The following is a 22,475-nucleotide window of genomic DNA, read 5'->3' on the forward strand; positions in this document are numbered from 1 at the left end:
CCTTCATACGCGTCGGCCGCTGCCCCGCACGGGAACAGCGGCCGACGCAACGACGACGAAGAGGATCAGGCCTCGGCGGCCTCGTCGCCCGCGGCCTCTTCACCCTCCGGGGCCTCCTCGGCCTGCGCGGCCAGGACCTGAAGGACGACGGTGTCCTCCTCGACGGCCAGGGTCGTGCCCTTCGGCAGCGGGATGTCCTTGGCGAGGATGGAGTCACCGGCCGCCAGACCCTCGATGGAGACGGTCACGGACTCCGGGATGTGCGTCGCCTCGGCCTCGACCGGCAGCGCGTTCAGCACGTGCTCCAGCAGGTAGGCACCCGGGGCCAGCTCACCCTCGGTGTGGACGTAGATGTCGACGTTGACCTGCTCGCCGCGCTTCACCAGCAGCAGGTCCACGTGCTCCAGGAAACCCTTCAGCGGGTCACGCTGCACCGACTTCGGAATCGCCAGCTCGGTCTTGCCGTCGATGTCCAGCGCGATCAGCACGTTCGGCGTACGCAGCGCCATCAGCAGGTCGTGACCCGGCAGGGTCAGGTGCAGCGGGTCCGAACCGTGCCCGTACAGGACACCCGGAACCTTGTCTTCACGACGGATACGGCGCGCGGCACCCTTGCCGAACTCGGTGCGCGTCGCGGCGGAGATCTTCACCTCGGACATAGTCACTCCTCGAAATCAGAACGGACGTGGTCACCCGGCCACGAACGGCCTGCTACGAAGAGCGCGTCGATAACGGAGAGCCGCACATCCCGAAACGGGAACGGCCTCCCTCGCCGAGCAACTTCAGCAGTCTACTCGGCAAGACAGGCCGCACCCAAAACGATCTACAGAAGCCCGACCACGGACTCCTACTGCTCGTCGAACAGGCTCGTCACCGAACCGTCCTCGAACACCTCACGCACCGCACTCGCGATCGTCGGCGCGATCGACAGCACCGAGATCTTCTCCAGATCCCGGCCCAGCTCACCCGGCGTCGGCAGCGTGTCCGTGAACACGAACTCACTCACCCGCGAGTTCTTCAGCCGGTCCGCCGCCGGGCCCGACAGCACACCGTGCGTAGCCGTCACGATCACATCCTCCGCACCGTGCGCGAACAGCGCGTCCGCAGCGGCACAGATCGTCCCACCGGTGTCGATCATGTCGTCCACCAGGACACACACGCGACCCTTCACCTCACCCACGACCTCGTGGACGGTGACCTGGTTCGCGACGTCCTTGTCACGCCGCTTGTGCACGATCGCCAGCGGCGCACCCAGCCGGTCGCACCAGCGGTCCGCGACCCGCACCCGGCCCGCGTCCGGCGACACGACCGTCAGCTTCTCCCGGTCCACCTTCCGCCCCACGTAGTCCGCCAGCAGCGGCAACGCGAACAGATGGTCCACCGGACCGTCGAAGAAGCCCTGGATCTGATCCGTGTGCAGATCCACCGTCAGGAGCCGGTCCGCACCCGCGGTCTTCATCATGTCCGCGATCAGACGCGCCGAAATCGGTTCACGTCCACGGTGCTTCTTGTCCTGCCGCGCGTAACCGTAGAACGGCACGATGACCGTGATGGAGCGCGCCGACGCACGCTTCAGCGCGTCGATCATGATCAACTGCTCCATGATCCACTTGTTGATCGGAGCCGTGTGGCTCTGGATCAGGAAGCAGTCCGCGCCACGCGCCGACTCCTGATAACGCACATAGATCTCACCGTTCGCGAAGTCGAAGGCCTTCGTCGGGACAACCCCGACACCCAACTGCTGGGCGACCTCCTCGGCAAGCTCGGGGTGGGCGCGGCCGGAGAAGAACATCAACTTCTTCTCGCCGGTCGTCTTGATCCCGGTCACAGCACTGTCTCCTCAGAGGTGTCGCAGCTAGGGGTCGAGAAGCCTCGCAGCCGGCTTGCCGGAGGCCGTCTCAGCTGGTGGGGGTGCGGGTGTGCACTTATCACCGTACGCCGTGTTTCAGGCATCGGTTTCCGGTCAGCCCTCGCCGGCCGACTCCCGGGAAGCCGCCTCCGCCGCCTTCGCGGCCGCGCTCCCCGGACGCTTCCGAGCCACCCAACCCTCGATATTCCGCTGCTGACCACGGGCCACGGCCAGCGAACCCGCCGGCACATCCTTCGTGATCACGGACCCGGCAGCGGTGTACGCGCCGTCCCCCACCGTGACAGGCGCCACAAACATGTTGTCCGAGCCCGTCCGGCAGTGCGAACCGATGGTCGTGTGGTGCTTCTCCTGGCCGTCGTAGTTCACGAACACGCTCGCGGCACCGATGTTCGTCTGCTCGCCGATCGTCGCGTCACCCACGTACGACAGGTGAGGCACCTTCGTCCCCTCACCGATCGACGCGTTCTTCGTCTCCACGTACGTCCCGATCTTGCCCTTCGCACCGAGCCGCGTCCCCGGACGCAGATACGCGTACGGACCCACCGTCGCCTCCGCGCCGACCTCGGCGCCCGAGGCCACGGTGTTGTCGACCCGCGCACCGGCACCCACCCGGGTGTCGGTCAGCCGCGAGTTGGGCCCGACCTCGGCGCCCTCGGCCAGGTGCGTCGAGCCGTGCAACTGCGTGCCCGGGTGGACGACGGCGTCCTGCTCGAAGGTGACCGTCACGTCGATCCAGGTGGTCGCGGGGTCGATGACGGTCACACCGGCGAGCATGGCCTCGGTCAGCAGCCGGTCGTTCAGAATCCGGCGGGCCTCCGACAACTGCACACGGTTGTTGATCCCGGCGATCTCACGGTGGTCGCCGGCCACCGATGCCCCGACCCGGTGCCCCGCCTCACGCAGGATCCCGAGCACGTCGGTCAGATACTCCTCGCCCTGGCTGTTGTCCGTCCGCACCTTCTTCAGCGCATCGGCCAGCAACTGCCCGTCGAACGCGAACACACCCGAGTTGATCTCACGGATCGACCGCTGCGCGTCGGTGGCGTCCTTGTGCTCCACGATCGCCGTCACGGCACCCGTGGCGTCGTCCCGCACGATCCGCCCGTACCCCGTCGCGTCCGGCACCTCGGCGGTCAGCACGGTCACCGCGTTGCCGTCGGCGGAGTGCGTGGCCGCCAGCGCCTGGAGGGTCGCACCCGTCAGCAGGGGCGTATCACCGCACACGACGACGACCGTCCCGTCGACGGCCCCGCCCAGCTCCTCCAGACCCATCCGCACGGCGTGCCCCGTGCCGTTCTGCTCCGCCTGTACGGCGGTGCGGACGTCGGGGGCGATGTCGCCGAGATGGGCGGTGACCTTCTCGCGGGCGTGGCCGACCACGACGACCAGGTGCTGTGGCTGCAGCTCACCTGCGGCGGCGAGCACGTGCCCCACGAGACTGCGGCCGCAGAGCTCATGCAGGACCTTGGGTGTGGCCGACTTCATACGGGTGCCCTCACCCGCTGCGAGAACGACGACGGCTGCCGGGCGGTTGGCGCTCACGGGATGCCCTTCGGCTGTGGATGGGGTGGGGTGACATCCGCAGGATACCGGGGGGTTTTGTGGGGGGTGTGGGTGTGGGGCCTGACCGGCATTGGCATCAGCCAGGACCCGAACCGAGTGTGTGCTCCCCTGCCAGGACTCGAACCTGGAACAAATCATCCAAAGTGACCCGTGTTGCCGATTACACCACAGGGGACTATAAGCCCGGCTAATCGGACATCTCGCCGATTGGCTGGGTGGCTCCCAACACTATGCCGTACCAAGAGCCTTCGATGCGACGGTACAGGTCGGCACTCTTCCGGACCTTGATCGCAAGGCAGCCCCGGTATGAGTCGCCGGTGTTCTTGCGGACCGTCTTGGGGTTGTGTTTCTTGAGTGTCGTCTTGTGGAACGCGGAGCGATCGGCGCCGACGAGTTCAGCCCAGTACAGTTCGGCGCCCGGGATGTCGGCAGACTCGTGGATCATCACCGCGTACCGAATGCGATCTCGCTCCACGCCCAGCAGATCGAGCCAGGCCAGGAAGACCCGGATCATGCCGGGATCGCTGTTGACGAAGCAGACGTTCTCACGGCGGTCGTAGGGCTTGTCCTTGCTGCCCTCTGCCCAGTACAGGCCGACACCCAAGAGGAACAGCTCGCGCGGCGACAGTGCGCCGACGGCTTGCTTGGCTGCCTCCTTAATCTGCTGCCGTTCTTCGTCCCGTAGGCGCAGGGTGACTTCCCAGCCCCGCCTCGCGATAGCCGACGCTTCCTCGGTTGAGCGCTTGCGCTCAGGCTTCGGCAAGTCCCGCACCCACAACGAGATCGAACTCTTCGAGCACCCCAGCTCCGCCTGGATCTGGTCGTAGGTCCAGCCCTGGAGTCGGAGTTCCCTCGCCTTCTCCCTCAGGTCGTCCTTCGCGTTCGGGCGCTTCGTCCAGGCCGGCGCGGGTTCGCCCTCCAGCAGTCGGTTGAGGATGTCGTTGTTGTCGACGTGCAGGCGGTCGCGGATCTGGCGTCGGCTCAGCCCTGCGCGCCGCAGCTCCACCGCCCTCTCGCGCAGCCCCTCGAAGTCGGCGTACTTGCCGGGTGCATGTGTCATACGCATACCGTCCGGGCGGAATGATCGCTTCCGGGGTCGAACGGTGAGCGATTCAGCAGTTCGAGGGATATCGGGCGGTATCGCAGCCGAACGGTCACGGAGTGTGATGCGGGCCAGTCCCGGAAACTCGCCGGAAAGCGGGCGGGGGGCGCCTTTAGGCTGGGAGGCATGACCGCGACGGGGGAAGAGCATGTGACGGCCCGGGGAGGGCCGTGGTGGTGGGCCAGGCGGCGTAGCGCCGTGTTCGATGTGAGCCTGGCCGTGGTGTCCGCGCTGGAGTGCGCGCTGGAGGGGATCCCGTTCGCGCGGGACGCGGGGATCCCGGTGGCGGCGGGGGTCGTCTTCGGGTTGGTGGCCGGTTCCGTGCTGCTCGTCAGGCGGCGGTGGCCGATCGCCGTCGTTCTGGTGTCGATCGCCATCACGCCCGCCGAGATGGGCTTCCTGATGGGCGTCGTGGGTCTGTACACGCTGGCCGCGGCGGAGATGCCCCGTCGGATCATCGCCTCGCTGGCGGGGATGTCGCTGGTGGGGACGTTGATCGTGACGTTCGTGAAGACGCAGCAGGACATGTCGCGGGGAGATCTGGAGATAGGGGACTGGTTCGTCCCCTTCGCGGCGATCACGATGTCGCTGGGCTTCACGGCGCCGCCGGTGCTGCTGGGGCTGTATGTGGGGGCGCGGCGGCGGCTGATGGAGAGTCTGCGGGAGCGGGCGGACAGTCTGGAGCGGGAGCTTCAGTTGCTCGCGGAGCGGGCGGAGGAGCGGGCCGAGTGGGCCCGGAACGAGGAGCGGACGCGGATCGCGCGGGAGATGCACGATGTCGTGGCGCACCGGGTGAGTCTGATGGTGGTGCATGCGGCGGCGCTGCAGGCGGTGGCGCGGAAGGATCCGGAGAAGGCCGTCAGGAATGCGGCTCTGGTGGGGGACATGGGGCGGCAGGCGCTGACGGAGCTGCGGGAGATGCTCGGGGTGCTGCGCAGTGGTGGCGGTGAGCGGCGGGAGCCGGGGGCTTCGGCGCCGTTGGCGGCGGTGGGGGTGGCTGCGGCGGTTGCTGCGGCGGCTTCGCGGGCGGCGGATGACGAGGGGCCGTGTCTGGCGGAGATCGACGAGTTGGTGGGGCAGTCGGCTGCCGCGGGGATGGTGGTGGCGTTGTCGGTGGAGGGGGATGTCCGGTCGTATGCGCCGTTGGTGGAGCAGACGGCGTATCGGGTGGTGCAGGAGGCGTTGACGAACGTCCACAAGCACGCGGCCGGGGCGAAGACGTATGTGCGGTTGGCGCATCGGGTGTCGGAGATCGCGATGCAGGTGGAGAACGAGCCGCCTGAGGAGGCGGCGTCGTCGGCGCGGTTGCCGTCCGGGGGGAACGGGCTGGTGGGGATGAGGGAGCGGGTTGCGGCGCTGGGTGGTGTGTTTGTGTCGGGGCCGACGGATGCGGGGGGTTTTCGGGTGTCGGCGGTGATTCCGGCGTCGTGATGCGGCTGGGTGCTCAGCCGGTGGTGAGGCGGGCGGGTGCGGTGCCGCCGATGAGGGTGGCGAGGGCTTGGTCGATGTCGGGGCCGAGGTACCAGTCGCCGGTGTGGTCGAGGGTGTAGACGCGGCCGTCGGTGTCGATGGCGAGGAGGGCCTGGCTGTCGGTTTCGGCGCCGAGGGGGCAGACGTCGGTGCCGAGGGCGCGGCCGAGGTCGCCGAGGGTGCGGGCCATGTGGAGGCCGTGCAGTGGGTCGAGGTGGAGGTGGGCGGGGGCGACCTGGCGGCCGGGGCCGGTGGGGGTGATGTGGAGTCCGCCGAATTCGGCCCAGGCCTCGACGGCGGCGGGGAAGACGGTGTGGCGGTGGCCGGCGGGGGAGGTGTGGTCGCGCAGGGCGTCGGCCCAGATCTCGGCTTGTTTGATGTCCCAGCGTCCGGGTTGCCATCCGGCGGCGCGCAGGGCGGCGTCGACGGGTACGGCGAAGCGGGTGGTGGAGGTGCGGTCGGTGTGCATCTGCCCTTCGTCTCGTCGAGGTCATGGGGTGGTGGTGTGCGTGGGGGCGCGCGTGTGTGGGGTCGTGCGGGTGTGGGGGGTGGGTGGCGTCAGCCGTTCTGGGATGCCGGGTCGACTATGCGGACGCCGAAGTGGGCGCTGAGCGCGGTGCAGGCGCGGCAGGGGGTGGCGAAGCTGCCGTGGAGGGGGTCGCCGTCCTCGCGGATGCGTCGGGCGGTGAGTTTGGCCTGCTTGAGGGCTTTGCGTGCCTCGCCGTTGGTCATGGGTTTGCGTGCGGCGCGTTTGCTGCGGGCGGTGTCGGCGGCGGCGATGTGGCGGGAGATGAGGATGGTTTCGGCGCAGCGGCCGGTGTAGCGGTCGCGCTGGGCGCTGGTGAGGGTGTCGAGGAAGTCCTGGACGAGGGGGTGCAGGGCGGGGGGTGTGTCGCCGCGGGCGGCGGTGCCGGTGAGGGTGGCGCCGCGGACGGAGAGGGCGGCGGCGACGGTGGGGAGGATGCCGTCGCGGCGGTGTCGGAGGGTGGGGGCGTGGGCTGCCTCGGTGGCGCTCCAGCCGATGCGGGGGTCGCCGCTGCGGGGGTCGGTGGCTCGTGGGTCGCCGGCCTGGGGGCCGGTGCCGTGGGGGCCGCCTCGGGGGTCGCCGTTTCGTGGGTCGGCGGACCTGCCGGTGTGTGGTCCCGTCTGCGTGGCATTCATGATCGTCTTCCCCTCCGTGCATCCCCCCGGGGGGCACAGACTGCCAAATGCCGTGGCTGGTGCGGAAGCTGGGGCGCGGCGACACGCCCATTGCGGGGTGTGCCGTCACGGTGGGGTGACGGCTGGTCACGGAAGCGGAGGGGGTGCCGGCCGGTGCCGGTGACCGGTGCCGTCGTACCGCATAGGCTGTCGGCACCGCGGGCGATGCGGTGATCCGTTCGGAGCTCGATGGAGTGAACCGGAGGGTGATCCGCGGGTCGGCGCGTGCAGTGACAGTCGATACGGGTCGTAGTGCGCCAAGGGTGGTCAATACGGGTCGTACAGAGTGCCGCAGGGGGCAACCGCCATGACGACAGGTCGGCTCGGGCAGCAAGCCGCGCCGCCGAACGCGGCCTACGCCGGGCAGGTCGTGCATTTCCCGGATCCGGTCCGGGCGGCACGTCACCCGAGAGGGGTACGGGTCGACGAGCACGGTTACCCCGACTTCTCGGCTTACGCGCGCGCGGCCGCGGAGATCGCGGAGCCGCCGGAGGGCTTCGGTGTCGACGAGTTGCGGCTGACGGACTACGTGTCGGCGAACACGGCGCTGTCGGCGTCCGGGCACGAGTTGTGGGACACGGTGCCGGCGGTGGCGACGCCGCACGGCTGGACGTGGCACCACGTGGTGGGCACGCGGCGTCTTGAGCTGGTTCCGGTCGAGGTGAAGGCGCTGCTGCGGCATCACGGGGGTGTGGCGACGTCGGGTGTCGACCATGCCAAGCGGGGCACGCGGCCGTTGCAGGAGACGCGTCCGGCGCATTTCGGGCTGCCGAAGTCGGGTGTCGCGGTGACGGAGTCGCAGGTGCAGGGCGTCGAGGAGGACCTCGGCTACCGGTTGCCGGGTGCGTACCGGTCGTTCCTGAAGGCGGCGGGTGGTTGTGCGCCGGTGGGTGCCGCGCTGGACGCGGAGCTGGGGCTGCTGGTGGACCAGCCGTTCTTCACGGTGCGTGACGAGGCCGCGGTCAATGACCTGGTGTATGTCAACAAGTGTCTGCGTGACCATCTGACCAAGGACTATCTGGGGATCGCGTTCGTCCAGGGCGGGCTGCTGGCCGTGAAGGTGCAGGGCGAGCGGATCGGTTCGGTGTGGTTCTGCGCGTACGACGACGCGCGGGACGTGGATCCCTCGATGCCGCCGCCGGAGCGGGTGGAGCGGTTGCTGCTGCCGTGCGGGGACGACTTCGATGTCTTCCTGTCGCGGCTGGCGGGCAATCCGCCGGAGTTGGAGACGGTGGCGAACCTGATGGTGGACGGCGGGTTCGCGCGTGTGGTGCCGGTGGGTGCGGTGTCGTCCTCGGCCGTGGGGGAGTGAGGTCGGCGATGGTGACTTTCGCGCAGGCGCAGGAGCGTGCGGAGGAGTGGATCAACGGGGATCTGCCGTCGTACCAGCATCGTGAGGTGCGGGTGCGTGAGTTCGATCTCGGGTTCGTGGTGTGGGCCGAGGACCGGGCGGACGGGCCGCGGTCGGACGGTGGTGCGCAGCGGCTGGTGATCGCGCGGGACAGCGGCGAGGCGACGCTGTGGCCCGGGTTGCCGGTGGGTGAGGTGATCCGCCGGTACGAGGAGGAGTACGGCCGTCCGGACGCGGTGGACGAGCCGGCTCCGGCGGCGCCTGCCGCACGGGTGGATCTGAATCAGACGTCGTTCCTGCTGACTCCGCCGGAGTGGTTGCAGGATGCGGCGGACAAGCTGGGTATTCCGGATCGTCGGGGTGCGGGTGCGGGTGCGGGTGCGGGTGCGGGAGCCGCGGGTCAGGGGCCTTCCGCTGCCGGGGAGCCGGATTCCGGCTCTGGTTCCGGGCCTGGCTCGGGCTCCGGTTCCGGGCCTGATTCCGGGTCGGTGACTCCTGCGCAGGGCGCGCCCGCCGCGCCGGGCAGTGGAGCCTCGTGGCCGGCGGCCGGGGGCGGCGACTCCGACGCCGACACGGGTGCTCCCGGGGCTCCGGCGGCGCCCGGTGTGCCCGCGGGGGCGACGCCCTGGGCCGGTACGGACACCAACGCGGACGCCGGTGACGACCGTTCCGTGCCACTGCCTGCGACGGTTTTCGCTCCGCCGCTGAGCGGGGCCGACAGCGACGGGGCGCCGCCTTCGGCGACGCCCGGGGCCAAGACGACTCTGATGTCGGGTGGCAGTCAGCTGCCGCCGACGGCGCTGTCGCCGGCGGTGGACGACCCGAACGCGCTGGGATCGGGGGCCGCGCCGGCGTCCGGTGGTCCCGGGTACGGCTCTCCGGCGGGGCCGGGGGGTGCTCCGGGTGTGCCGGGGACGCCGCCGGGTGGGATCCCCGGGACGCCGCCCGGTGGTGTGCCGCAGGGCAGTACACCTCCGCCTGTGCCCGGCGGGCAGCCGTACGGGTATCCGCAGGCCCAGCCGGGGAGTACGCCTCCGCCGGCCGCCGGGCCGGGGGCCGCTCCGAACGCCGGGGACATTGCCGACGCAGCGACCAGCAAGGCCGCTCCGCCGCCCGGGCGCCGGGGTACGGGTCCGTCCACTCCGCCTCCTCCGGGTGCCCCGGGCACGCCCGGTGCTCAGCCGGGCGGTACGCCTCCGCCGTCGGGGCCCGGGGCGCCGGGCACCCCCGCGGGTGGCTACGTGCCCACGCAGATGGTGTCGGCGCTCGGGCCTGACGGTCCGGGTGGATCCGGGTCCGGGCCGGCGTCCGGGGACTCTTCGGGTACGGGCATGCCCCTTCCGCCGCCGGGGGCTCCTGGCGCTCCCGGTGCCCCGAACCCGCCCGGCCCGCCGGGGGCCCCGGGCGGTACGCCGCCCGGCGGTGTCCACCACGCTGCCACGATGTTTGCCGACCCGGGCCGGATGGGCCCGGGTGCGCCGCAGCCTCCGGCTCCCCCCGGAGCGCCCGGCGCTCCGGGCGCGCCCCAGGCCCCGGGGGTGCCGCATCCGCCGGGCGCCCCCAACCCGCCCGGCCCGCCCGGTGCGCCGGGTGCTCCCGGCGGTCCGGGGCCCGTGCACCACGCGGAGACCATGCTGGCCACGCCCCCGGCGGGCGGCCCCGGCGTGCCTCCGCCGCCGCAGGCTCCCGGCGCGCCGCCCGCCGCCCCGGGTGCCGCCCCGGGCGCCCCCGGCACACCCGGTGCGCAGCCGCTGCCGCCGGGGATGCCGGGTGCGGTGCCGCCCGGTATGCCGCCCGGCGCGATGCCCCCGGGGGCGATGCCTCCGGGTGCGATGCCGCCGCCCGGCATGCCCCTCCCCGGGCAGCCGCAGGCGTACGGCTATCCGCAGCCGCCGACCGGGCAGCCGACCGTGGGCCCCGGCTACCAGGCCGTGCTGCGCTACCGCGCGCAGGACGGTTCCGAGCAGCAGCTGATCCGGCGTTCGGCGCCGGGTACGCCGCACCCGGAGTGGCAGATCTTCCACGAGCTGCGGGCCATGAACGTGCCCCCGGACCAGGTGCTCGAGCTGCACACCGAGCTGGAGTCGTGCGAGCTGCCGGGTGCGTACTGCGCGCGGATGATCCGGGAGCAGTGGCCGCAGGCGCGCATCACGAGCATCGCGCCGTACGGCACGGACCATGCGAGCCGGCAGCAGGGCATGCAGCAGCTGCTGGCCCACCAGGGCGAGTTGCACCAGGTGGCGGACGGCCCGGCGCGTCCGGCCCCGGTGCGCGCTCCGCTGCCGCCGGTGCAGGCGGTGCCGCCGATCCCGCCGGAGGCCATCGGGCAGGAGCTGGCGGCGGCGTTCGGGCCGGGGGTCTTCCGGTTCGAGCAGGCCGCCGTGTCGCGGCAGGGTGTGCCGCCGGTGGTCGCGCACACGCTGGTGGCGGCCGGACTGCCGATGGACATGGGCCCGTTCTTCTGGGCACAGGCGCAGCCGGGCCGTCCGGTTCCGACGCTGGCGGAGCTGGCGGGCGAGCGTGGTGTGCAGCCGGCCTCGGACGCCGGTTCCTACCTGGTGATGGGCAGCGACTTCGGCAAGGCGATCTGCGTGCAGTACGGCACGGCGAACATCGTGGCCGTGCCGGTGGAGGCGGGACCGGGCGGGGCGCCCGTGCCGCCGCAGTTCGTGAACACCGGGCTGCCGGAGTTCGCGCGCTGTCTGGCGCTGCTCGGGCGGATGTGGCGGCTGCGGTTCGGGCTGAACCAGGAGCAGGCGGGCCGCTGGACCGTCGACTTCCAGGCACAGCTGGCCGCGCTCGACCCGGCGGCACTGGGGTCGCCGGAGAGCTGGTGGTCGGTGCTGCTGGAGGAGATGTGGGACGGACTGCTGTGACACGTCGCCGCTGACGTGCCCAAGGAGCCGGGCCCGGTCGTTCGTACGACCGGGCCCGGCTTTTCCCGTCCGTGCCGAAGATTTCTCGCACCGGGCTGTCACATCTCCCTCCGCCGTTCCGTCAGTGCAGTGACAGCGACGCACCGCCGACCCAGGAGGCAGAGATCATGCAGGCACGGATGACGAACCCGGCGTACGTCCTTTCCGGCGCGATGAAGGGCATCGGCACCCTCTTCCAGGCGATCGGGGAGGGCGGCCTGGCCCAGGACGTGGCGGAGATGGCCGGGCTGCGCGCCAGCCAGATCAACGGCTGCGGGGCCTGTGTGCACGGGCACGTCGCCAATCTCCGCAAAGCCGGGGTGAGCGAGGAGCGCATCGCGGCCGTCGCCGCGTGGCGGCACGCGCCCTTCTTCTCGGACGCCGAGCGCGCCGCGCTGAAGCTGACCGAGGCGATGACGCGGCTGTCCGACCTCTCGGGGGAGTCGGTGCCGGACGCGTTGTGGGACGAGGTGGCGGACCACTTCGACGAGAGGGAACTCTCCGCGCTGATCCTCACCGTCTCGGTCACCAACATGTTCAACCGCATCAACACGACCATCCAGGAGCCCGCGGGCACCACCTGGGGCTGACGGGGAGTACGGCCCGTACGGCCTGGAGGGCTTGGCGGCCCGTACGGCTTATGCGGGTCGGCCGTGGGACCCTGACCTCTGTGCGGAGTGTCGCGTTATGAACACTTCCGTCTGATCCACCAAGATGTGCGCGAAATCGTCCCATTTCTAGCGCTACTTCACATCGGTGCGCGCCTTCGCATCGGTGTGGTGGAGAGGGGTCCGGATGAGCAGCGCGACGGTGTCACCGCACGGCTTCACGGCCGTGCGGGGGCGCGGCTACCGTCCCGAGCAGGTCGACGCGTACGCCGAGGCCCTCTCCGCGGACCGGGACGCGGCCTGGGAGAGGGCGGCCCGCCTGACGGTGCTCGCCCGGCGGATGGACGAGGAACTGGAGCGGCTGCGCGAGACCGTGGCCGGGCTGGCCCCACAGACCTACGAGACGCTCGGGGAACGCGCGCAGCGGCTCTTCGAGCTCGGCGAGCAGGAGGCCGTGGCCGTACGGGAGGGGGCGCTGCGGGAAGTGCGGCAACGCGTGGACGGGGCACGGTCGTCCGCGGCCGGTGCGCGCGAGGCCGCGCAGGCGCACGCCGATGCCGTGCGTGCCGACGGCGACGAACGCGCCCGGCAGCGGCTGCTCGCCGCGCACGCCGAGGCCGACGAGATCCTGGGCGTGGCAGGGCGTGAGGCGGATGAAGAGCGGGGCGAGGCAGTGGCCGCGCTGCGGGAGATGCGCCGGCGCACCGCCGGGATGCTGGCCGAGCAGGACAAGGAGCACGCCGAACGGTGGGCGGAGGCGGAGCGCGAGGAGGCCGCCCGCGAGGCGGCGTTGGCCGCGCACGAGGAGGAGGCGCTGACGCGCGCCGGGGAAGCGCTGTCCGACGCCGAGCAGGTCTTCGCCGACGCGGAGGACTCCGCCCGAGACCTGGAGGAGGAGGCCCATACCCACGCGGCGGAGCTGGTCGCCCGGGCCCGCGAGCACGCGGAGGCCGTGGCGGAGGAGACGGACCGCCTCCTCGGTGAACACGCCGAGCAACGGGACGATGCCCGCGCCCACATCGACCACGTCCACACCAGCCTCACGGCCTGGGCGGGTCGGGTGGCGGCGGAGTGAGACCGACGACGGCCGCACACGACCGCCGCCGCCCGGTTGTGGGGAGTGGGTGCCCCGCGCTCCGCGCATGTGTGTCGGTCGGTCTTTTTCCGTCCCCCCGGCGGCACGGCGGGGCCGTTCTCGGCTGCCGTGCCGCCGGCCGCGTCACTGGTCCCTGCGGACCGCGCCCGCCAGGATCCAGCCCTCCACCGCCTCGTACTGGTGGCGCTGTTCCTCCGACTTCCGGTGGCCGGAGGCCATCGTGCCCAGCCAGCCGCAGGCGAAGCCCAGGGGGATGGAGACCAGGCCCGTGGTGGTGAACGGGAACCAGTTGAAGTCGGCCTCGGGGAAGGCCGAGACGGGTGAGCCGGAGACCAGGTTGGTGCCCGGCATCAGCAACAGGACCGCGAGGGAGCCGCCGATGAGCGTGCTGAGCAGGCCCGTTCGCGTGAAGCGGCGCCAGAACAGGCTGTAGACCAGCGCGGGCGCGATGGCCGAGGCGCCCAGGCAGAAGGACAGGGTCACCAGCCATTGCAGGCTGCGATGCTGGACCTGGGTGGCCAGCAGGATCGCGGGGACGCCCACGGCCAGTGCCGACAGCCGCGCCACGGTCATCTCGCGCCGCGGCGACATCTCCTGCACCCGGGCCGCGAACACGTCGTGCGCGAGGGAGTTGGCGCAGGCCAGGATCATGCCGGCGACGGAGGCGAGCAGCGTGAGGAAGACCGCCGTGGTGACGGTCGTGAAGAGGAACGTCTCCGCCGACGACACGTCCGCGCCGAACGCCGCCTGTGACCCCAGCAGATACGCCGTGTTGCCCTGCGGGTCGACCTGCGCGATCAGCTCCCGCCCGACCAGGGCGGTCGCGCCGAAGCCGACGACCGTGATGACGAGCACGAACAGGGCCACGCCCGACACCGCCCAGGACATCGAGCGCCGCACCTGCCGGGCACTGGAGGCCGTGTACATGCGCATGGTGACGTGCGGCAGGACGCCACCACCGAGGACCACCGTCAACTGCGCGGTGATCATGTCCAGGTCGGGGCTGGGGCCGGCGGAGAACTGCAGACCCGAGGAGAGGAACGCCGAGCCCACGCCGCTGTTCCGGGAGGCCGCGGTGAACAGGGCGCCCGGGTCCCAGTCGAACCGGTTGAGGATCAGCACCGCGACCACCATGCCGGAGCCGAGCAGCATCACGATCTTCAGGATCTGGATGAGGGCGGTGCCCTTCATGCCGCCGATCGCCGCGTAGCTGATCATCAGCGCGCCCACGCCGATGATGCAGCCGGTCTGAAGTGACTCGCCGGAGAAGCCGAGGATGAACGCCATCAGCTGCCCGGTGCCCGCCAGCTGGACCAGCATCAGCGGCAGCAGTGCCGCCAGGGTCACCGCGCAGGCCGCGATGCGGACAGCGCGTCCCGGCATCCGGCGGGTCAGCGCGTCGCCCATGGTGAACCGGCCCGCGTTGCGCAGCGGTTCGGCCAGCAGGAACATCAGCAGCATCAGCGACAGGGCCGTGCTCAGGGCCAGCACGATCCCGTCGTAGCCGAACAGCGCGATGACGCCGCCGGTGCCGAGGACGGTCGCGGCGGAGATGTAGTCGCCCGCGATGGCCAGGCCGTTGCGCATGGGGGACAGGGAGCTGTAGCCGGTGTAGAACTCGTCGAGGTCGTCCCGGTCCGGGCCCGTCATGACGCACAGCAGCAGCGTGATGGTGGCGACGGCGGAGAAGCCGACCAGGGACATGGCCTGGGCGTTGCCGCTGAAGTCGGTGTTCACCGCGTTCCCTCCCGCTTCGCGTCCAGCTCGGCGTGCTTGCGTATCCGGTCCGCGATCGGGTCGACGCGGCGGCGGGCCGTCTGCTCGTACAGGGCGATCGCCAGCCAGGTCACGGGGACCTGGATGAGCGCGAGCAGCAGGCCGGTGGGCAGGCCGTCGGTGACGGTGCTCGTCATGAAGGACGGCGCGAACGCCGACAGGATGAGGAACAGGACGAAGTAGCCGAGCGCCGTGAGCGTGGCCACGCGCCGCTGCCGGCGATAGGCGCTGCGCAGGACCCGCAGGTCGCTGTGGTGCCCGAGCGCGGTGTGGCGCTGGGGAGGCCGTCCGGCCGGTTCGGGCGCCTCCTGCGGTGCCCAGGGGTAGGTGTCGTACGTGTACGGGTCGCGGGCCGGGGACGGACCGGGTGGTCGGTACGGGTAGGACGGGGACGGGTCGTAGGACATCCCGGGTCTCCTTGCGAGGGTTGGATCCGGTGCGGCGGGCCGCAGGGAGGTGGGGGGCGGGAGCCACGCAGGCTACTTCGGAGTAGGGGTTCAGCGCGAGGGTTTCCGCAAACTGATCGGTCGGTATGCGCTTACCTTTCCGACCTCGGGCGTTACCCGCGTTGACTCGGATTCTTCGCAGGTCGGTGCAGACGTCGACCGACGGCGGGGGGTGAGACGACAGCCCCGGTCCGGCCCGGAGAGATCGCCACGGGCGGGACGCGATGCGTACAGGGCGCGGCTGCGAGCGCGATCTCGGTGAAGGGGCCGTCGTTCACGGACGGATGCGGTAGTGGGCGACGGCCTCGGTGTGCGGCGTCTCGGCCACCGCCGTGGCCGCAGCCGTCAGTACGTTCCCGGTGGTTCGTCCGCACCGCGGACCCGCGTGGGAAAGGCCAAGGCCTGGCGGCCCACCATGGACGACCGGAGCGTCGGCAGAGCGCCGACCGGCGTCGACGGCATCAGCCGCAGCGTGCAGGGGCTCCTGGAGGTCATGTGAGAGACCGGCGGAGAGGGCAGGATTCGAACCTGCGTGGGCCCATTGGACCCGACCGTCGAGCCGAGGCTCAGGCCCCCGATAAACCGCTCCGGGCACCTCTCCCGATACTGTCCCGGTCATTCGACGGGACCGCGGAGAGGGCAGGATTCGAACCTGCGTGGGCCCATTGGACCCGACCGTCGAGCCGAGGCTCAGGCCCCCGATAAACCGCTCCGGGCACCTCTCCCGATACTGTCCCGGTCATTCGACGGGACCGCGGAGAGGGCAGGATTCGAACCTGCGTGGGCCCATTGGACCCGACCGTCGAGCCGAGGCTCAGGCCCCCGATAAACCGCTCCGGGCACCTCTCCCAAAACTGCCCGGTGTTTCGCGGGCCGTTCTTGAGAACAACAATGACCGGCGCCGCTGATGCCGTTCTGACGCACGACTGACGCGCTCCCCGACGCCCTGCGCGAACACCCCTTCGTCGTGGAGTCGGAGGGAGCGCGAATCCAGTTCGGCGCTCCCGCGCGGAAGCACCGCCGGCTCTTCGTCGGCACCATCGGCGATGCCCCGGTCACGTACGGCTCCGATTCCCCGGTCTACGGATCCCGCACCGGCCGGATGCACTCCGAGGCGACGTCAGCGGCCTGATGCGCGCCGCTGCGCGAAGCACCGTTCTGGAGAGTCCGTGTGCCGTCGGCCTCCCCCTGGTCGATGCCACGACCTCTCAGAGGCTGTCGAGGGTCCGGCGCACGTAGCGGACTCCCGGTTGTCCCCCCACCGTCGTGTTCTCCACCCGGGTGAAGCCGTTGCGGGTCAGGACCCTCATGGAAGCCTGGTTGTCGAGGGTCGTTCGCGCGGTGAGGGACGTCAGGCCGTAGTCCGTCGCCGCCAGCCGGCACACCTGGGCGACGGCCGCCGTCGCCACACCCCGGCCGGCGGCCTGTTCGCCGACGCGGTAGCCGAGTTCGGCGGTGCCGTCCGCCAGATCCATCAGGTTGACCCGGCCGATCAGCTCGCCGTCCTCCCCGAGGACCACATGGAAGCGGCACACGCGCGCGTGCTGCTCATCGAGGAGTGCCTGGAGGCGGGCGGCGAACCCCGCCGGCGTGAAGAAGGCGTCCCCGCGGTCGGGCACCGTACGCGCGAAGTACGCCCGGTTCTCCCGCTCGAACGCCAGCAGCGCGTCCGCGTGATCCGCCCGCAGGGGTTCCAAGGTCACCATGGGCGTGAGGATACGGACGCTCAGTCCCCCAGCACCGGGAATTTCCGGGGCGCGAGGAACAGCAGCACCAGGAACGCCAGTGCCGCCGCGCCCGCCGCGCCGAGGTAGACGGCGTGCACCGCGTCGGCGATCGCGCGCCGGGTCGCCTCCGGTGCCGTGCCCGCGTCGAGCGCCCGCGTCACCGAGTCCAGGTCGCCCGCTCCGCCGAGCCTGGCGGCCAGCACCCCGTTGGCGACCGCGCCGAACACCGCGGCGCCGATCGTCTGGCCGCTCTGGCGGCAGAACAGCACGGACGCGGTCGTCGTACCGCGCTCCGCCCATCCCACCGTCGACTGCACACCGACGATCAGCGGCAGCTGGAACAGGCCCAGCGCGGCGCCCAGCAGCAGCATCAGCAGCGTCGGCTGCCACGCCTGCCCGGGATAGGGCAGGAAGGGGAAGGCGAACAGGATCAGCGCGGCCGTGCCGATGCCCAGCATCGCCGTGTTGCGGAAGCCGATCCTGCGGTACACGTGCTGGCTCAGCGCCGCCGACACGGGCCAGCTCAGCGTCCAGACGGACAGCACGAACCCGGCGGCAACGGGCGCGAGGCCCAGCACCGACTGGGCGTAGGTGGGCAGGAACACCGACGGCGCGACCATCAGCAGGCCCAGCGCGCCCAGGGCCAGATTGACCGCGGCGATCGTACGGCGCCGCCACACCCAGCCCGGGATGATCGGCTCCGCCGCCCGGCGCTCCACCAGCACCACCACCGCGACCAGGGCGAGTCCCGCACCGGACAACGCCAGTGAGGGTGCCGACAGCCACGGCCACGCCACCCCGCCCTGCACCAGCGCGGTGAGCAGAACGCCGCCGCACGCGAACACCGCGAGCGCACCCGCCCAGTCCACGCGCGCGTGCGGGGTGGTCTCCCGCTCCGGCTCGTGGAGGTGACGGACGATCAGCCACAGGGCGACCGCGCCGATCGGAAGGTTGACCAGGAAGATCCAGCGCCAGTCCGCGTACGCGGCGAGCACCCCGCCGAGACCCGGGCCGGCGACCGCGGACACCGCCCACACCGTCGACAGCTTCGACTGGATCTTGGGGCGCTCCTTCAGCGGGTACAGGTCGGCGGCGAGCGTCTGCACCGTGCCCTGGAGCGCGCCGCCGCCCAGGCCCTGCACGACGCGGAAGGCGATGAGTGCCCCCATGTTCCAGGCCACCGCGCACAGCAGGGACCCCAGCAGGAACACCACCGACCCGGCTATGAGGACCGGTTTGCGGCCGAAGGTGTCGGAGAGCTTGCCGTACACGGGCAGGGTGACGGTCACGGCCAGCAGATAGCCGGAGAACAGCCAGGAGAAGACGGAGAAGCCGCCGAGGTCCCCGACGATCTGCGGGACGGCGGTCGAGACGATGGTCGCGTCGAGCGCCGCCAGCGCCATCGAGAGCATCAGCGCCGCGACGACGGCCCCGCGCCGGCCGGTTGTGGCGGGACGTGCGGCCTCTCGTGCCGCGGAACTGGTGCTGCCCACCCCCGGTGCCCTCCCCCTCGCCCCGGCCGCGCCCGCGCCACGGGTTCCGTCGTATGCCTGCCCCTTGCACCTACCTACCGCGGACAGCTTGCCACTTGACCCTGACGCAGCGGGAGGGTGGAGCCTGAACGGGCCGACGGGTGGAGCAAACCCTGAGACCGCCTCCACCCTGCGGTGGACTGCCCCTAGGGGTACCTCCGTACTACGACCTGGGGAGGGTTCGTACCGACGGAGGACGAGACGGGCAGGGGCCGGTCCTTAACCTGGCTTTACGCCGCCGGGGGGCGGTTGGCACACCGGCGGGGGTGGGGTTTTCCACAGCAAAAGACTGCGCTGAACACCAGGGCGCGGGACCCCTCCCCGCCGCGAGACTGACAACGCGACGAACGGACTCCTGGTCCGGCACCGCGCACAGCGGCTGTCGACCAGGTGACCGCCTTCACCATCTGCTGATCGATATAGGAGACATACCGTGACTTCGGCTGTGACCATTCCCAGGCACGGGGGTACTGGAGGGCGTACGGCCGTTGCCGCGCGGGCGCGGCAGGTCGTGAAGGCGTACGGCTCCGGTGAAACCCGTGTCGTCGCCCTCGACCATGTCGACGTGGACATCGCACGCGGCCAGTTCACCGCGATCATGGGCCCCTCGGGGTCCGGCAAGTCCACGCTCATGCACTGCCTCGCCGGACTCGACACCGTGACGGACGGCCAGATCTACCTCGACGAGACCGAGATCACCGGTCTGAAGGACAAGAAGCTCACGCGGCTGCGCCGGGACCGGATCGGGTTCATCTTCCAGGCGTTCAACCTGCTGCCGACGCTGAACGCGATCGAGAACATCACGCTGCCCATGGACATCGCCGGCCGCAAGCCGGACAAGGAGTGGCTGACGCGGGTCGTGGAGACCGTCGGGCTCGCAGACCGCCTCAAGCACCGTCCCACCCAGTTGTCCGGCGGCCAGCAGCAGCGTGTCGCCGTGGCGCGGGCCCTCGCGGCCCGGCCCGAGATCATCTTCGGGGACGAGCCGACCGGAAACCTCGACTCCCGCGCCGGCGCCGAGGTCCTCGGCTTCCTGCGCCGGTCCGTCGACGAACTGGGCCAGACCATCGTGATGGTCACCCACGACCCGGTGGCCGCCAGCTACGCGGACCGGGTGCTGTACCTCGCCGACGGCCGCATCGTCGACGAGATGTACAAGCCGACCGCGGAGGCCGTCCTCGACCGCATGAAGGACTTCGACGCCCGGGGGCGCACGTCATGACCGTCATGAAGACCTCGATGCGCAACTTCTTCGCGCACAAGGGGCGGATGGCGCTCTCCGCGGTCGCCGTGCTGCTGTCGGTCGCCTTCGTCTGCGGCACGCTCGTCTTCACGGACACCATGTCGACGACGTTCGACAAGCTCTTCGCGGCCACCACCTCCGATGTGACGGTGAGCGCCAAGGGTGCCTCCGACAGCGGTGAGACCACCGCCGACAACGGCAAGCCGCCGGTCATGCCGGCCTCCGTGCTGGGCGAGGTCCGCAAGGCGCAGGGCGTGAAGTCCGCCGAGGGCGCGGTGTTCTCCACCTCGGTGACGGTCGTCGACGCCGACAAGGACAACCTGTCGCCCTCCAGCGGCGCCCCGACCATCGTCGGCGGCTGGAACGCCAACGAGGCCCGCACCATGAAGATCACTTCCGGTGCGGCTCCCCGGAGCGCCGACCAGATCATGGTCGACGCCGACACCGCCGACAAGCACGACCTGAAGCTCGGCGACGAGATCGGCGTGATCAGCGCGGTCGGCACCCACACCGCGAAGATCTCCGGCATCGCCGACTTCACCGTCACCAACCCCGGCGCCGCGATCTTCTACCTCGACACCAAGACCGCCCAGCGGGCCCTGGTCGGCGAGAGCGACGTCTACACCAACGTCAACGTCACCGCCGCCAGCGGCGTCACCGACGCGCAGCTGAAGAAGAACGTCACCGCCGAACTCGGCGGCGCCTTCCAGGTGAAGACGGCCAAGGAGACCGCCGACGCCAACCAGAAGGACGTCGCGGGCTTCATGAACGTCATGAAGTACGCGATGCTCGGCTTCGCCGGGATCGCCTTCCTCGTCGGCATCTTCCTGATCATCAACACCTTCTCCATGCTGGTCGCCCAGCGCACCCGGGAGATCGGCCTGATGCGGGCCATCGGATCCTCCCGCAAGCAGGTCAACCGCTCCGTGCTGGTCGAGGCGCTGCTGCTCGGCGTCGTCGGCTCGGTGCTCGGCGTCGGCGCGGGCGTCGGCCTCGCCGTCGGCCTGATGAAGCTCATGGGCCAGATGGGCATGGAACTGTCCACCGACGACCTCACGGTGGCCTGGACGACCCCGGTGGTCGGCCTCGTCCTCGGCGTGATCGTCACCGTGCTGGCCGCCTACCTGCCCGCCCGGCGCGCCGGCAAGATCTCCCCGATGGCCGCCCTGCGCGACGCGGGAGCCCCCGCGGACGCCAAGGCCGGCTGGATCCGCGCCGCGATCGGCACGGTCCTCACCGGGACCGGCGGCTTCGCTCTCTACCTCGCGTCGGCGGCCGACAAGGCCAAGGACGGCTCCCTGTGGCTCGGCCTCGGCATCGTGCTGTCGCTGATCGGCTTCGTCGTCATCGGCCCGTTGCTCGCCGGCGCCGTGGTCCGCGTCCTGGGCGCCGTGCTGCTGCGCATGTTCGGCCCCGTCGGCCGCATGGCCGAGCGCAACGCCCTGCGCAACCCGCGCCGCACCGGCGCGACCGGAGCCGCGCTGATGATCGGCCTCGCCCTGGTGGCGTGCCTGTCCGTGGTCGGCTCCTCCATGGTGGCGTCCGCCACCGACCAGCTCGACAAGACCGTCGGCACGGACTTCATCATCCAGTCCGACCGGAGCCAGCTGATCACCCCGCAGGCGGTCCGGGCCGTGAAGTCGTCCCCGGACCTGGCGCACGTCACCGAGTACAAAACGACCCAGGCCGACTTCACCACCCCTGACGGCAAGACGCTCAAGGACACGGCGATCACGGCCGCCGACCCCACGTACGCGACCGACCTGCGCACCGAGACGGTCGCCGGCAAGCTCCCCGACGCCTACAAGGCCGACTCGATGTCGGTCCACGAGAAGTTCGCCAAGGACCACGGCATCCGCCTCGGCTCCAAGATCAAGGTGGCCTTCAGGGACGGCTCCGCGGCCGACCTCACCGTCCGGGCGATCACCAGCAGCGACGTCGTGATCGACGCGGGCTCGATGTACACGTCCATCTCGACGCTGGCCAAGTACGTCCCGGCCGACAAGATGCCGCTGGACTCGCTGGTCTTCGCCAGCGCCAAGGACGGACGGCAGGACGCCGCCTACACGTCCCTGAAGTCGGCGCTGCACGACTACCCGCAGTACATCGTGCGCGACCAGACCGACTACAAGGACGCCCTGAAGGACCAGATCGGCCAGCTGCTCAACATGATCTACGGCCTGCTGGCCCTGGCGATCATCGTCGCCATCCTGGGCGTGGTGAACACGCTGGCCCTGTCGGTGGTGGAGCGCACCAGGGAGATCGGCCTGATGCGGGCGATCGGTCTCTCGCGTCGCCAGCTGCGCCGCATGATCCGCATGGAGTCGGTGGTCATCGCCCTCTTCGGTGCCCTGCTGGGTCTCGGACTGGGCATGGGCTGGGGCGCCACGGCGCAGCAGCTGCTCGCCCTGGAGGGCCTGGGGGTCCTCGACATCCCCTGGCCGACGATCATCGGCGTCTTCATCAGCTCGGCGTTCGTGGGCCTGTTCGCGGCACTGATCCCGGCGTTCCGGGCGGGCCGGATGAACGTGCTGAACGCCATCGCGACGGAGTAGCCGGCCGTCGCGCACGAGCCA

General features: G+C 70.9%; 18 protein-coding genes and 4 tRNA genes. 8 read left to right on the forward strand and 14 right to left on the reverse strand.

All coding sequences use genetic code 11. The features are described from left to right. Positions 1-65 precede the first annotated feature (65 nt). The 5 genes from BJ965_RS22765 to BJ965_RS22785 all read right to left on the reverse strand — a co-directional run bounded on the left by BJ965_RS22765 (position 66) and on the right by BJ965_RS22785 (position 4,493). Positions 66-659 (reverse strand): 50S ribosomal protein L25/general stress protein Ctc, encoded by a 594-nt coding sequence (locus BJ965_RS22765; protein ID WP_184910358.1) that lies wholly within the window; start codon positions 657-659, stop codon positions 66-68. A 188-nt stretch (positions 660-847) separates the two neighbouring features. Further along, a complete protein-coding gene (locus tag BJ965_RS22770; protein ID WP_184910359.1) occupies positions 848-1,828 on the reverse strand; it encodes a ribose-phosphate diphosphokinase in 981 nt (326 codons plus the stop codon). A 135-nt stretch (positions 1,829-1,963) separates the two neighbouring features. Further along, positions 1,964-3,412 (reverse strand): bifunctional UDP-N-acetylglucosamine diphosphorylase/glucosamine-1-phosphate N-acetyltransferase GlmU, encoded by a 1,449-nt coding sequence (gene glmU, locus BJ965_RS22775; protein ID WP_184910360.1) that lies wholly within the window; start codon positions 3,410-3,412, stop codon positions 1,964-1,966. Between the two features lie 124 nt (positions 3,413-3,536). Beyond that, positions 3,537-3,608 (reverse strand) — tRNA-Gln (locus BJ965_RS22780). Positions 3,609-3,620: 12 nt separating this feature from the next. Continuing rightward, positions 3,621-4,493 carry a hypothetical protein gene (locus BJ965_RS22785; protein ID WP_184910361.1) on the reverse strand — a complete coding sequence of 291 codons (873 nt, stop codon included), beginning with the start codon at positions 4,491-4,493 and terminating at the stop codon, positions 3,621-3,623. Between the two features lie 168 nt (positions 4,494-4,661). Between BJ965_RS22785 and BJ965_RS22790 the strand changes: the two genes are divergently transcribed. Continuing rightward, positions 4,662-5,966 carry a sensor histidine kinase gene (locus tag BJ965_RS22790; protein WP_184910362.1) on the forward strand — a complete coding sequence of 435 codons (1,305 nt, stop codon included), beginning with the start codon at positions 4,662-4,664 and terminating at the stop codon, positions 5,964-5,966. Between the two features lie 13 nt (positions 5,967-5,979). Here the strand turns inward: BJ965_RS22790 and BJ965_RS22795 are convergent, their stop codons facing one another. Both BJ965_RS22795 and BJ965_RS22800 read right to left on the reverse strand, forming a co-directional pair. Beyond that, a complete protein-coding gene (locus tag BJ965_RS22795) occupies positions 5,980-6,474 on the reverse strand; it encodes an SUKH-3 domain-containing protein (protein WP_184910363.1) in 495 nt (164 codons plus the stop codon). Between the two features lie 89 nt (positions 6,475-6,563). Then, a complete protein-coding gene (locus tag BJ965_RS22800; protein ID WP_184910364.1) occupies positions 6,564-7,166 on the reverse strand; it encodes a YwqJ-related putative deaminase in 603 nt (200 codons plus the stop codon). A gap of 346 nt (positions 7,167-7,512) precedes the next feature. On the opposite strand from BJ965_RS22800, the gene BJ965_RS22805 reads away from it, so the two are divergent. From BJ965_RS22805 to BJ965_RS22820, 4 genes are all read left to right on the forward strand, one after another. After that, positions 7,513-8,517, forward strand: a complete 1,005-nt coding sequence (locus BJ965_RS22805; RefSeq protein ID WP_184910365.1) for an SMI1/KNR4 family protein — start codon at positions 7,513-7,515, stop codon at positions 8,515-8,517. A gap of 8 nt (positions 8,518-8,525) precedes the next feature. After that, entirely contained in the window at positions 8,526-11,432 is a 2,907-nt protein-coding gene (locus BJ965_RS22810) for an SUKH-4 family immunity protein (RefSeq protein WP_184910366.1), read from the forward strand. A gap of 167 nt (positions 11,433-11,599) precedes the next feature. Beyond that, the gene (locus tag BJ965_RS22815; RefSeq protein WP_184910367.1) at positions 11,600-12,061 is read left to right on the forward strand and encodes a carboxymuconolactone decarboxylase family protein; all 462 of its coding nucleotides are present in this window, start codon (positions 11,600-11,602) and stop codon (positions 12,059-12,061) included. A 205-nt stretch (positions 12,062-12,266) separates the two neighbouring features. After that, positions 12,267-13,154 (forward strand): cellulose-binding protein, encoded by an 888-nt coding sequence (locus BJ965_RS22820; protein WP_184910368.1) that lies wholly within the window; start codon positions 12,267-12,269, stop codon positions 13,152-13,154. Positions 13,155-13,298: 144 nt separating this feature from the next. On the opposite strand, the gene BJ965_RS22825 is transcribed toward BJ965_RS22820, so the two are convergent. The 5 genes from BJ965_RS22825 to BJ965_RS22845 all read right to left on the reverse strand — a co-directional run bounded on the left by BJ965_RS22825 (position 13,299) and on the right by BJ965_RS22845 (position 16,246). Beyond that, positions 13,299-14,879 (reverse strand): sodium/solute symporter, encoded by a 1,581-nt coding sequence (locus tag BJ965_RS22825; protein ID WP_221514064.1) that lies wholly within the window; start codon positions 14,877-14,879, stop codon positions 13,299-13,301. Between the two features lie 29 nt (positions 14,880-14,908). Continuing rightward, positions 14,909-15,358, reverse strand: coding sequence for a DUF485 domain-containing protein (locus tag BJ965_RS22830; protein WP_184910370.1), 450 nt, complete (start codon positions 15,356-15,358; stop codon positions 14,909-14,911). A 546-nt stretch (positions 15,359-15,904) separates the two neighbouring features. Next, positions 15,905-15,998: transfer RNA gene (locus BJ965_RS22835), tRNA-OTHER, on the reverse strand. Between the two features lie 30 nt (positions 15,999-16,028). Then, positions 16,029-16,122: transfer RNA gene (locus tag BJ965_RS22840), tRNA-OTHER, on the reverse strand. Positions 16,123-16,152: 30 nt separating this feature from the next. Next, positions 16,153-16,246, reverse strand: a tRNA-OTHER gene (locus BJ965_RS22845). A gap of 118 nt (positions 16,247-16,364) precedes the next feature. On the opposite strand from BJ965_RS22845, the gene BJ965_RS22850 reads away from it, so the two are divergent. Next, positions 16,365-16,529, forward strand: coding sequence for a hypothetical protein (locus BJ965_RS22850; protein ID WP_184910371.1), 165 nt, complete (start codon positions 16,365-16,367; stop codon positions 16,527-16,529). A gap of 76 nt (positions 16,530-16,605) precedes the next feature. Here the strand turns inward: BJ965_RS22850 and BJ965_RS22855 are convergent, their stop codons facing one another. Next, positions 16,606-17,103, reverse strand: a complete 498-nt coding sequence (locus tag BJ965_RS22855) for a GNAT family N-acetyltransferase (protein ID WP_184910372.1) — start codon at positions 17,101-17,103, stop codon at positions 16,606-16,608. A 20-nt stretch (positions 17,104-17,123) separates the two neighbouring features. Next, positions 17,124-18,617 carry an MFS transporter gene (locus BJ965_RS22860; protein WP_184910373.1) on the reverse strand — a complete coding sequence of 498 codons (1,494 nt, stop codon included), beginning with the start codon at positions 18,615-18,617 and terminating at the stop codon, positions 17,124-17,126. Positions 18,618-19,089: 472 nt separating this feature from the next. Here BJ965_RS22860 and BJ965_RS22865 point away from each other — a divergent pair, with 472 nt between their 5' ends. Together BJ965_RS22865 and BJ965_RS22870 are read left to right on the forward strand one after the other, a co-directional pair. Then, entirely contained in the window at positions 19,090-19,878 is a 789-nt protein-coding gene (locus BJ965_RS22865) for an ABC transporter ATP-binding protein (protein ID WP_030844842.1), read from the forward strand. Further along, complete coding sequence (locus BJ965_RS22870) at positions 19,875-22,454, forward strand: ABC transporter permease (protein ID WP_184910374.1); 2,580 nt, start codon at positions 19,875-19,877, stop codon at positions 22,452-22,454. The genes BJ965_RS22865 and BJ965_RS22870 overlap by 4 nt, the downstream gene beginning before the upstream one ends. Positions 22,455-22,475 lie beyond the last annotated feature (21 nt).

It is taken from the genome of Streptomyces luteogriseus, from assembly GCF_014205055.1.
Taxonomy (GTDB): Bacteria; Actinomycetota; Actinomycetes; order Streptomycetales; family Streptomycetaceae; genus Streptomyces; species Streptomyces luteogriseus.